Source organism: Candidatus Arsenophonus phytopathogenicus, from assembly GCF_056113345.1.
Genome location: NZ_JBUIOB010000016.1, coordinates 14,017 through 26,556 on the forward strand (window position 1 = coordinate 14,017; position 12,540 = coordinate 26,556).

The 12,540-nt window shown below is 40.9% G+C and carries 6 protein-coding genes and 5 pseudogenes; 7 read left to right on the forward strand and 4 right to left on the reverse strand.

What is annotated here, in order from left to right:
- The first annotated feature begins 41 nt into the window (after nucleotides 1-41).
- The 7 genes and pseudogenes from lolA (at nucleotide 42) to AC01GB_RS03065 (ending at nucleotide 6,577) form a co-directional block, all read left to right on the forward strand.
- Complete coding sequence (gene lolA, locus AC01GB_RS03035) at nucleotides 42-659, forward strand: outer membrane lipoprotein periplasmic chaperone LolA (protein ID WP_474450347.1); 618 nt, start codon at nucleotides 42-44, stop codon at nucleotides 657-659.
- Nucleotide 660: 1 nt separating this feature from the next.
- Complete coding sequence (locus AC01GB_RS03040) at nucleotides 661-2,001, forward strand: replication-associated recombination protein A (RefSeq protein ID WP_474450397.1); 1,341 nt, start codon at nucleotides 661-663, stop codon at nucleotides 1,999-2,001.
- A gap of 109 nt (nucleotides 2,002-2,110) precedes the next feature.
- On the forward strand, nucleotides 2,111-3,403 hold the full coding sequence (gene serS / locus AC01GB_RS03045; RefSeq protein ID WP_474450349.1) for a serine--tRNA ligase: 1,293 nt from the start codon (nucleotides 2,111-2,113) through the stop codon (nucleotides 3,401-3,403).
- Nucleotides 3,404-3,768: 365 nt separating this feature from the next.
- Nucleotides 3,769-3,954, forward strand: coding sequence for a hypothetical protein (locus AC01GB_RS03050; RefSeq protein WP_474450350.1), 186 nt, complete (start codon nucleotides 3,769-3,771; stop codon nucleotides 3,952-3,954).
- Nucleotides 3,955-4,020: 66 nt separating this feature from the next.
- Nucleotides 4,021-4,428 (forward strand): hypothetical protein, encoded by a 408-nt coding sequence (locus tag AC01GB_RS03055; RefSeq protein WP_474450352.1) that lies wholly within the window; start codon nucleotides 4,021-4,023, stop codon nucleotides 4,426-4,428.
- 265 nt (nucleotides 4,429-4,693) lie between these two features.
- Nucleotides 4,694-5,790: pseudogene (locus AC01GB_RS03060) on the forward strand (RHS repeat-associated core domain-containing protein); the annotation flags it as partial.
- A gap of 631 nt (nucleotides 5,791-6,421) precedes the next feature.
- Nucleotides 6,422-6,577 carry a hypothetical protein gene (locus AC01GB_RS03065; RefSeq protein ID WP_474450354.1) on the forward strand — a complete coding sequence of 52 codons (156 nt, stop codon included), beginning with the start codon at nucleotides 6,422-6,424 and terminating at the stop codon, nucleotides 6,575-6,577.
- 115 nt (nucleotides 6,578-6,692) lie between these two features.
- Here AC01GB_RS03065 and pflA read toward each other — a convergent pair.
- The 4 pseudogenes from pflA to ycaO form a co-directional block, all read right to left on the reverse strand.
- Nucleotides 6,693-7,432, reverse strand: a pseudogene (gene pflA, locus AC01GB_RS03070) (pyruvate formate lyase 1-activating protein).
- A gap of 85 nt (nucleotides 7,433-7,517) precedes the next feature.
- Nucleotides 7,518-9,588, reverse strand: a pseudogene (locus AC01GB_RS03075) (pyruvate formate lyase family protein).
- 56 nt (nucleotides 9,589-9,644) lie between these two features.
- A pseudogene (gene focA, locus AC01GB_RS03080) lies at nucleotides 9,645-10,495 on the reverse strand (formate transporter FocA).
- Nucleotides 10,496-10,777: 282 nt separating this feature from the next.
- Nucleotides 10,778-12,523, reverse strand: a pseudogene (ycaO, locus tag AC01GB_RS03085) (30S ribosomal protein S12 methylthiotransferase accessory factor YcaO).
- Nucleotides 12,524-12,540: the final 17 nt, after the last annotated feature.

Sequence of the window (12,540 nt, forward strand, 5' to 3'; positions counted from 1 at the left end):
TTAAAACCAATAAATATGATGGATAAAAAGGTCATTACTTAATGAAAAAATTGATAATCTTAGGCTTGTTAGCGATAACTTTTCATATTAGCCAGGTATGGGCAGATGCCGCTTCTGAACTGCAAATGCGCCTAAATAAAATAAATAGTTTTCATGCCAATTTTACACAAAAGGTGACCAGTGCTGATGGTGATTTAATTCAGCAAGGTGAAGGCCAGCTATGGATCAAACGGCCAAATTTATTTAACTGGCATATGGTAGCACCAGATGAAAGTTTGTTAGTTTCTGATGGTACTAATCTTTGGTTTTATAATACTTTTGTTGAGCAAGTTACGGTAACTTTATTGAGTCAGGCAACGACGGATACACCGTTTATGTTGATAACACGTAATGATCGGCAGGATTGGAAACGTTATCAGATTAGTCAAAATGATAATGATTTTCTGCTAAGAGCTACCCAAAATAAGGGAAATTTGAAACATTTTTCCATTACTGTTCAGCCTGATGGCACTATTCAACAATTTACAGCGGTAGAACAAGATGGCCAGATGAGTTCATATCAGCTCAAAGGCCAGCAAAATAGCCATGTTGATGATAACAAATTTAAATTTGATCCACCACAAGGTGTAACTATTGATGATCAAAGGTCAAGGAGGTGAGGTGACTAATTTGCCACTTGATTTTTCATCTAATGAATTTCAACCATTGGCCGCAAAAATGCGGCCAATCAACTTGGAGCAATATATTGGTCAGCTCCATTTATTAGCTAAGGACAAGCCACTCGCGCGTGCTATTGGTGCAGGCCAACTGCATTCCATGATTTTGTGGGGACCGCCAGGTACCGGAAAAACGACCCTGGCTGAAATTATCGGTCACTATGCGGATGCCGCCATTGAAAAGATCTTAGCCGTAACCTCAGGTATCAAAGAGATCCGCGAGGCGATTGAAATTGCTCGCCAAAATCGGCAATTAGGGCGAAGAACGATTTTATTTGTTGATGAAGTGCATCGCTTCAATAAAAGTCAACAAGATGCCTTTTTACCTCATATAGAAGATGGTACGGTAACGTTTATTGGCGCCACAACAGAAAATCCTTCTTTTGATCTCAACTCAGCCTTACTTTCACGCGCGCGGGTTTATCTACTGAAATTGCTTTCTAATGAAGAAATTGTCATGGTTTTGCAGCAGGCAATGGAGGATAGAGAACGTGGTTATGGTGGCCAGAAAATTATTTTGCCCGATGACACCCGTGACATGATAGCCCAATTAGTCAATGGTGATGCCAGACGAGCATTAAATTTACTGGAAATGATGGTCGATATGGCTGAGATCAATGATAAAGATCAGCGAATATTAGCCGTAAATTTACTAAAAGAAGTTAGTGGTGAAAGAAGCGTTCGTTTTGATAATAAAGGCGATCGTTATTATGATCTCATTTCCGCACTACATAAATCTGTCCGTGGCTCTACCCCCGATGCAGCGCTTTATTGGTATGCCCGAATTATCACTGCTGGCGGTGACCCCTTATATGTTGCTCGTCGCCTGCTGGCTATTGCCTCTGAAGATATAGGCAATGCTGATCCGAGAGCAATGCAAGTTGCGATAGCGGCGTGGGATTGTTTCACCCGTGTTGGCCCAGCGGAAGGAGAGCGAGCCATTGCCCAAGCAATTGTCTATTTAGCTTGTGCTGCTAAAAGTAATGCTGTGTATAAGGCTTTTCAGGCCGCCATAACAGATGCAAAGCAACAGCCAGATTATGATGTCCCCCCTCATTTACGTAATGCACCGACTAAGTTAATGAAAGAGATGGGCTTAGGCCAATATCGCTATGCCCACGATGAGCTTAATGCTTATGCTGCTGGTGAAAATTACTTTCCCGCCGAGATGCAAGAAACACGTTATTATTTTCCATCAAATCGTGGTTTAGAAGGAAAAATTGGCGAAAAATTATCCTGGCTGGCTGAATTGGATCAAAATAGTTTAACAAAACGCTATCGTTAAAAATCTCAATGGGGTAATGTAGCCAGATCAGACTAAAAAAGTGTTAAGTGTCAGAGAAGACTGGCAGGTTGTTTTTATTTTTAAACCATAATAATTTTATAGGTTAAGCATGCTCGATCCAAATTTACTGCGTAATGAGCTAGACGTAGTTGCTGAAAAACTGGCTCGTAGGGGATTTATTCTCGATGTAGATATGTTGCGTAAACTAGAGCAAGAACGCAAAGATTTACAAATTAAAACAGAAAGCTTGCAGGCAGAACGAAATTCCCGCTCGAAGACCATCGGTGCAGCAAAAGCGCGCGGTGAAGATGTTGAAGCTTTACGTAAGCAAGTTAACCAGTTAGGTGAAGAGCTGGATAGTGCTAAAAATAAACTAACGCAAATACAGGATGACATTCGTAATATTGCTTTAAGTTTACCCAACTTACCTGATGACAGTGTACCAGACGGCAACGATGAAACCGACAATGTCGAAATAAGTCGTTGGGGTGAGCCGCGTCAATATGATTTTACCATTAAGGATCATGTGGCGTTAGGTGAATTAACTGAAGGTTTGGATTTTTCTGCTGCGGTAAAAATTACTGGTTCCCGTTTTGTGGTCATGAAAGGCCAAATTGCGCGCTTGCATAGGGCATTGGCGCAATTTATGTTAGATTTACACACCGAACAACATGGTTATATGGAAACTTATGTTCCCTATTTAGTTAATCATGCCACTCTTTATGGTACCGGCCAGTTACCCAAATTCAGTGATGATCTTTTTCATACCAAACCATTGGAAGAACAGGCATCAAATCAGCAATATGCGTTGATCCCAACCGCTGAAGTGCCGGTGACTAATCTAATGCGGGATGAAATTTTAGCGGCAGATAGTTTACCTCTCCGCCTGACAGCGCATACTCCCTGTCTTCGTTCTGAAGCGGGCTCTTATGGCCGCGATACGCGCGGCCTGATCCGTATGCACCAATTTGATAAAGTTGAATTAGTGCAGATAGTAGAGCCAGAAAAATCGATGATAGCACTGGAAGAATTAACCGGCCATGCAGAAAAAGTATTGCAATTGTTAAAATTGCCTTACCGTAAAATTGTTTTATGTACTGGCGATATGGGTTTTGCAGCTTGTAAAACCTACGATCTGGAAGTCTGGCTACCGGCCCAAAATACCTACCGTGAAATCTCTTCTTGTTCAAACACCTGGGACTTCCAGGCACGTCGCATGCAAGCGCGTTTCCGTCATAAAGAGGATAAAAAACCACAGTTAGTGCATACCTTAAATGGCTCTGGTTTGGCTGTTGGTCGTACCTTGGTGGCGGTAATGGAAAACTATCAGCAAGCTGATGGACGGATTGAAGTGCCTGAAGTTTTACGTCCTTACATGAAGGGGTTAGAGTATATTGGCTAACGCAATGAGCATGTTATTCAAATAACAACGCTTGTGATCAACAAATAAACTTGTCTGTAATATTTAGTGAATATCAGCCAAATGAAGTCAGACATAATATAAAGCTACTGTTTAAAAGTAGCTTTATTTATTACTGCAGACCGGCCATGACAAAAGTGCTGAGTAGATATCATATTTTAATCTTGCTGGTGAGTTTTCTATTTATTTCCTGTGCCAAAGAAGATAATTTTTTTTTGCTAATCGCTTAAATTAAGTTTATTGCTGTTTATGCTTTAGTTAATTAAAAAATATCAATTGAATATGTTTAAGAAATACGTTTCCCTTAATACTGAGTTAACCTAACACTCAAAAACCAAGGAGGCAGTATGGACACAGCATCATTTAAAAGTACCCCCACCATCTTAGTACAAGATAATCGTGGGCTGGCCATCAGACAAATTCAATATAATCGTCATCCAGATACACCTGAGAGTACCGAGACGTTAATCACGCGATATCAAAATAATGCGCTGGGTTTTTTGGCTCGCAGCATAGATCCCCGTTTATATTAACAACAACAAACTGATAATACCGTTAAACCAAATTTCAGCTACATAACATCGCTTAGTGGTGAAGTATTGTCGGTAGAGAGTGTTGATGCAGGAATGAGGGTGACAATGAAAGATATTGCTCAAAGGCCCCATTTTGCGGTCAATGCCACCTCATATCGCTGTCACTGGCAGTATGAAGATAATGACTCGCTTGGGCGATTGTTTTCGATCACGGAACAACAGCCAGGTGAAGCGGCTCAGATCAGCGAACGTTTTATCTGGGCTGGTAATAGCCAGGCAGAGAAAAGACTAAATTTAGTCGGTGCCTGTGTTCGTCACTATGATACGGCGGGACTCGAACAAATCAATAGTTTCGCCTTAAGCGGTGCCATGTTATCGACTTCACGTTGCTTACTACAAGATAATCTGGTTGCTAACTGGCAGGGACAGGATGAATCTGACTGGGATGCGCAGTTAACGGCAGTGATTTACTAACCAGTATACCCTTGATGCGACTGGTGCGATCGGTAATTGCCAGCGGCAGGCCTATGACGTGGCTGGTATGTTAATGAGTAGCTGGCTGACACTAAAATCAGGCCGTGAGCAGGTCATTGTCAAATCGTTAACCTATGCCGCTAACGGGCAAAATTACGTGAAGAGCACGGCAATGGGATAGTGACTAGCTATAGGTATGAGCCAGAAACTCAGTGGCTAGTTAATATCAAAAACGGAACGACCGGTTGGCCATATGGCAGACGCCAAGATACTGCAAGATCTGAGTTATGACTATGATCCGGTAGGTAATGTTTTACGTATTACTAATGATGCTGAGGCGACCCGCTTCTGGCGTAATCAGAAAATTGTGTCCGAAAATCACTATCGCTATGATAGTCTCTACCAGCTGGTGCAAGCTACCGGCCGAGAAATGGCCAATATTGGTCAACAAACTACACAGTTACCGCCAGCATCTCCCATTGATAGTAATACCTTCGCTAATTATAACCGAACCTACACTTACGATAGTGGTGGTAATTTATCGCAAATACGCCATAGTACTCCGATCAGTAACAATAATTATACCGTCAATATTACCGTATCAGATCGCACTAATCGGGCGGTATTAAGTAGCTTAACCGAAGATCCGACTATGGTAGACAGGCTGTTTACCCCAGGTGGACTGCAGCAGCAATTATTATCGGGGCAAGCGCTTACCTGCGCTTACCTGGGCGCCACGTGGAGAGTTACTAACGGTAACATTAGCCGTCCATAATGACCAACCCACGGATCTGGAATGGTATCGTTACGATGCCAATAGTCAACGATTGATTAAAACAGCGTAAGACAGCAGAGTAATACCGAGCAGACACAGCAAGTGATTTACCTGACAGGTGCTGAACTGCGTACTACAACCAATGGTAATGGCGTGCAAGAGCTGCTGGAGATAACAACCATGGGTGAGGTGAGGTAGGACGTGCGCAAGTACGAGCGCTGCACTGGACAACAGGTAAGCCAACGAAGATCAACAATGATCAGCTGCGCTACAGTTATGATGGTCAGCTAGGCAGCAGTCGGCTAGAGGTGGATGAAAACGGGCTACTGATAAGTCAAGAGGAGTATTATCCTTATGGCGGCACCTCGGTATTACTGGCCGTCAGTCAGTTAGAAGTCAATTATAAAACTATTTGCTATTCAGGCAAAGAACTGGATGCCAGCGGGCTCTATTATTACGGTTATTGCTACTACCAGCCCTGGGTGGGGCGTTGGCTGAGTGCTGATCCGGCCGGCACGGTTGATGGGCTAAATCTCTATCGATTCTGTAGAAATAATCCAGTCACCTTAGTTGACGAAAAGGGAATGGCTCCATCTTTGAAAAAAGATGTGGCTAAGAGTGTCAGTAATGCGATAAAAACCATAGATAAATCACAAAAAGTATTAAAGGAAAATAAAGAAGCGGTTGAACAGGTGATGACTACTTTCTTTGGTAATACTTCAAGTGAGCTTAAAGAAAGATGGAGTAAAGATTTAACAAGTATGCAGGATTTTATGAAAGCTTTTAATGTGGATAAAAATTTTGTTACCTTGCCCGATGGAGAAGGAGCACCGATAGCTTCAGTAGATCTTTTGAAACGTCAATCATATTGGAGATATTGGGGGAGATAAAAAAAATTCAGGGCGATGCCTAGTTTTTGGATAAAAAGCAAGTCAAGAAGTTACTTGCTGAGAAAGAAGTATCCTATAAGGACGAGAAAAAAACGCCATATTTGGAATCAAATGCTAAAATGTGTGGTACCAAACCAAGAAAATAGCCGGTGATGATTTTATGACTCAGGTAATAATCCACGAATTCTCCCATGCAGCACTTTATACCGAAGATTTTATTTATGGAGCGAATTTTCCTTAAGTAAATCCGTTGCCACTATATAGCTTACGGGAGGGTAAGGTACCAGAGAAATATCAACTTCTGACATATAAAAGCCGAGGCGGAAATATGGGAGAGGCGGCTGATTTTCAAAGATTAGCTTATGCAAATGCAGATTATTTTGCTTTTGCCACCACGCTTTTAGCCTATTTAGCATCTAAAGACAGCAAGCAAAGAGAGCAATTTGAACGCTTTGTTATCAATCCACCGGCATTAGCAGATTAATCTTAGAGTTATTTTTAATATTAGGTTTTTTTTTGTTCATACCACCGTGAAAAAAGCCCGATTTATTAAAACTGAAAAATTAAATCACAAAATTTTTTATCGCCCATCGAATAAATTAATAAACTACTTTATGGCCATAACCTTGCAGAATACGTTTTATTCGCTCCATGGTTTCCGTTGATGGTGGTCTGATATCGCTCAGCTGGTACTCTTCCCCCATCGCTAGCCATTTATGCTTGCCTAATTCATGGTAGGGTAACAGCTCTATTTTTTCGATATTGGGCATATCACGGGTAAATTGGCCTAGTAAGTGTGCGGATTGGTCATCATCTGACCAACTGGGTACCACTACATAACGGATCCAGGTTTTCTGTCCACGTTTCGCCAGATAGCGGGCAAATTCTAAGGTGTGATGATTGGAAACGCCAACCAGATTCTTATGAATGCTATCGTCCAGTTGTTTTAGATCTAACATCACTAAATCGGTGACATCCAGTAACTCATCGATCACTTTATCATAACGGCGGACAAAACCATTAGTATCAAGACAAGTATGAATGCCTTATTGCTGACAAGCGCGAAACCAGTCTCGAACAAATTCAGCCTGCAAAATGGTTTCACCGCCGGAAGCGGTCACGCCGCCACCGGAAGAATTCATAAAATGGCGATAGCTAACCACTTCTTTCATCAATTCTTCGACGGTAATTTCTTTACCACCGTGGGTATCCCAGGTATCTCGGTTATGGCAGTACAGACAACACATCAAGAATCCCTGAAAAAAACGATAAATCAAATACCCGGGCCATCTACCGTACCACAAGATTCAAAAGAGTGAATACGCCCAACTAGCGACATAACATCTCCAAAATTGAATGGAGTTAAAAAGCCCCATTTTAAGAGGGGCTTTTATACACTACTATTTTAGGCCAACGGCAAATTGTTACATAGTTTCCGTAAATGTACGGGTAATAACATCTTGCTGCTGTTCTTTGGTCAAAGAATTAAAACGCACTGCATAACCTGAAACACTAATAGTTAGCTGAGGATATTTCTCTGGATTTTCCATCGCATCTAATAGCATTTCACGATTCATGACATTAACGTTTAGATGTTGACCACCTTCAATATTGGCTTCATGGTGGAAATAACCATCCATCAGTCCGGCCAGATTGGTTTTACGTACCTCATCATCTTTACCTAATACGTTAGGTACAATAGAAAAAGTATAAGAGATACCGTCTTTGGCATAAGCAAAGGGTAATTTTGCCACCGAAGTCAGAGAGGCTACGGCTCCTTTCTGATCACGACCATGCATTGGGTTAGCGCCTGGGCCAAAAGGTGCACCAGCGCGGTGGCCATCAGGAGTATTACCAGTTTTTTTACCATAGACCACAATCACATTGGAGGTAATGGTTAGAATTGATTGGGTTGGCACAGCATTGCGGTAAGTCCGTAATTGCTGGATCTTCTTCATGAAGCGTTCGACTAAATCGCAAGCAATATCGTCGACCCGATTATCATTATTACCAAATTGTGGATATTCACCGGTAATATTAAAATTAATCGCAACAGCATCTTCATCACGGACAGGCGAAACTTTGGCATATTTAATCGCTGATAATGAGTCAGCGGCAACGGAAAGACTCGCAATACCACACGCTATGGTACGATAAACATCGCGATCATGTAGTGCCATCAAGGCTGCTTCGTAGCTATATTTATCATGCATATAATGAATGACATTCAACGCAGTTACATATTGCGTGGCTAGCCAATCCATGAAGTGATCAATTCTGTCCATTACTACATCAAAATTGAGTACATCATCGGTAATGGCAGGCATTTTAGGCCCAACTTGCAGTTTAGCTTTTTCATCGATACCACCATTAATGGTATATAGCAATGTTTTGGCTAAGTTTGCGCGCGCGCCGAAAAATTGCATCTGTTTACCGACGATCATCGGGCTGACACAGCAGGCAATCGGATAGTCATCATTGTCAAAGTCTGGTCGCATCAAATCATCGTTTTCATGTTGAATTGATGAAGTATCAATAGATACTTTGGCGGCAAATTTTTTGAAATTCAGTGGCAGCTTTTCTGACCAAAGAATTGTCATATTAGGTTCCGGAGAAGGGCCTATCGTATATAGCGTATTGAGGAAACGATAAATATTTTTCGGCACTAAGGTACGTCCATCGACGCCCATACCAGCCAGTGACTCGGTTGCCCAAAATAGGATCACTGGAGAAGAGCTCGTCATATTCAGGGGTACGCAGAAAACGCACCATACGCAGTTTCATGACTAAGTGGTCGATAAGTTTCTGTGCTTGTTGCTCGGCAATCTCTTCACGTAAGTGAATGGTCATTTCCAGTTCTTCACCCTGCTCTAGTTTACTTTGCAGAGAGTTGAACTGAGCTAGTTTATAATCACGTAAAAATCAATACCATAATGTGCTACCCGACGATAGTCACCGATTATCCGGCCACGACCATAGGCATCTGGTAGTCCGGTCAAAATACCTAATTTACGGCATTTCATAATATCGGGTGTATAAACATCGAATACCCCTTGATTATGGGTCTTACGGTATTCGGTAAAGATTTTTTTCAACGCTGGATCCAGTTCACGATCGTAGGCTTTACATGAACCTTCGACCATTTTGATGCCACCAAAGGGGATCAATGCGCGCTTAAGTGGCGCGTCAGTTTATAGACCTACAATCTGCTCTAACTTTTTTTCAATATAACCCGGCATCATGGGAAGTAATAGTGGCAGCAATAGCAGTATCAAAATCGATAGGGGCATGAGTACGATTTTCGATCTTGATCCCTTGCATCACTTTTTCCCACAAGGTATCAGTCGCTTTGGTTGCACCGGCTAAACATGATTCATAACCTTCATAAGGAGTATAATTGCTTTGGATGAAATCACGCACATCAACGTCTTTTTGCCAGTTCCCCTGATTAAATCCTTGCCATGCAGCAGAGAATTTTTCATTTAACTTGGACATCATATTTTTACCTTTATTTTTAAATAATAAAATGCTGACAACCGGTACGCGATCGATCAATGTTTACATCCATCACGTAAATATATTAACCAATATGTCATACTGACTAACAAAGCGCCGCCGATAATATTACCAATAGTGACAGGTATAAGATTTTCTGTAATAAAATTGGCCACAGTTAAATGAGAAAACTGGCTTTCATTTACTCCGGTCATCAGCCAAAAATCCGGTGATGCAAAATTTTTGATCACGATGCCTAACGGGATCATAAACATGTTGGCAATGCTATGTTCAAAAACACTGGCAACAAACATGCCTATTGGTAAAATTAATACAAAAATTTTATCTAGCAAGCTACGACCTGAATAACTCATCCAGACACCCAAGCAAACCATCAAGTTGGCTAAAATACCTAAACAAAGCGCTTCGAGAAAAGTGTGATCAAGTTTATGATTTGCAGTTTGTAAAACATTAAGTCCCCATTGGCCACCATGTACTGTCCGGCAAACCAGATTAATGCAACGAACAACAGCGCACCAACAAGATTACCAATGTAGACATGAAACCAATTAACAAACATCTGTTTCCAAGAGACTTTGCCGGTTGCTTTTGCTACAATGGTTAACACGGTAGAAGTGAAAAGATCAGCCCCACAGACAACCACCAGCATCAGTCCTAACGAAAAACATAGACCGTCAGCAAGTTTAGCCAGTCCGAAAGGAACAGTAGCAATATCCGTGGTGACAGTAATATAAAAAACGAAAGCAATGGAAATAAATATACCTGCCGTAATAGCAGATAAATAAGTAATTCGAGGATGCTTATTAACTTTATATACCCCGGTATTATCGGCAAGTTGCGCCATTGCAGCCGGTGATAATAAATTGGACAAGTTGTTAGCTTTCATAACCAACATGCTCTTATGAAGTTAAGGAATTATGGCGTCAGCAATATTAACAAAGGGGACATCGGATAAATTTGATATAGATCATTATTATTTGGTTCATAAATAGCAATAAAACCAAAAAATTAACATAAATATTTGATTTATAATTAAAAATTTATTTTTAATTTTTATAAAAAATTTTATAAAAACGATTGAGAAATAAATAATCAGGTTAAATTATCGTTGAAAGCGGTTTTTTGTCCAATAAAGATTAACCTGATATTTATTGCTAGTTTTGACTAATCAGTTAAAGTAAGCCTGTTTAGCGATTTGCAGTTTATGATAAACATTTAGTAATGCTTGATGCGCCGGCAGCGTTTGTAACTCAGTATCAATTGACCATAAGCCATAAAAACAATTTTCACCGGCAATAGCTTTCGATGGGGCCGTAACAACATGTTGACCATACATTTTGTTGAAAGCTTCATCGTATTGAAAAGGCTGACGTTCAGCTTCTTGAGTTAATTGCAGTAATGTTTGTAGACAGCGATAATAATTGGCTCGCTCGATAGTAAATAGCGAAGAATTGAACTCTAGCGTCCATTCAACCCATAGTAGCGCTTGAGCAAAATCACCACCTGCCAATGCTAGCATCGATTTTAATTCACCGATCCGTAAGTGGCTCCAGCCATTACCGCTACCAACGGCAATACCTAATAATTCACGGACACGAGTAAAATCATCAAAACCTTTATCATCCAGCCGCCCTAACAACCGCAGATAATCATCTTTTTGCCACTGACTATCAGGCAGAGACATAATGGTATCACGTAAATCTATCGCCATCGCGTTATTGGCAATCTGCAGATCGTCGACTGGATAAATATCCGATATTCCCGGAACAATAATACGGCAGACATAAACATCTAAATGCTGATAATCGGCAATATAAACTTCAGTATTCATTTGATTGAAAATCGCCATCAAAGTAGCAAATTCTGAGTTTGTGGTGCCTGTAAAGTTCCAATCGACAAAGGAATAATCAGTATCACGTTTAAATAGCTCCCAACTAATTAAGCCACTTGAATCGATAAAATGGGTTTCCAGATTAGTATGCTCTGCAATTTCATCATCTTCAAATGTTGGCATATTAAATACATCCAAATCTTTTAAACTGTGGCCTTGCAGTAATTCGGTAACCGTACGTTCAAGTGCGATACCAAAATCAGGATGGGCACCAAAAGAAGCGAAACAAGTGCCATTACTCGGATTAAAAAGTACCACACAGATAACCGGGTATTTACCACCGAGAGAAGCATCAAAACAGAAAATAGGAAAACCTTCCTTTTCTAATTTACAACTGCCTGAACAACACCAGGATAGCGCTCCATGACATGCTCAGGAATAACAGGCAAACTGATTCGCTCGGAATAATACGGTTTTTAATATGACGCTCAAAGATCTCTGACAATGTCTGCACCCGCGCTTCATCTTGCGTATTACCGGCTGACATGCCATTGGACACATACAGATTACCAATAATATTCATTGGAATATAAACCGTTTGTTGCGGATAAAAGGTAACGTACAAATCCCACGGGCTCTATTACTTGATTGTAAATCAATCAGCATACTAGCGGACAGATTATTATCAGGATCGTAGAAAGCACGTAATTTTGCATTCAACATTCCTTCAGGTAAGTGATCGTCCGATGTTAGAGCAAACCACTTTTCATTGGGATAGTGGACAAAATTACCATTTGCAATTTTAGCGCCTAGATAAAAATCAGCGAAAAAGTAATTGGTTGCTAAACGTTCAAAATATTCCCCCAGTGCAGAGGCCAAGGCGGCTGTTTTACTGGCACCTTTACCGTTAGTAAAACACATAGGGCAGTCTCTATCACGGATATGGACTGACCAGACATTCGGTACTGGATTTAACCAAGAGGCCTCTTCAATATGAAAACTGAGTTTTTTAAGTTGTTGCTGAAATGTGGTAATAGAATCTTCTAATGCGGCATCTTTGCCAGGAATAAAGGTTTGGCTCATAAATTGGTTACTTATTC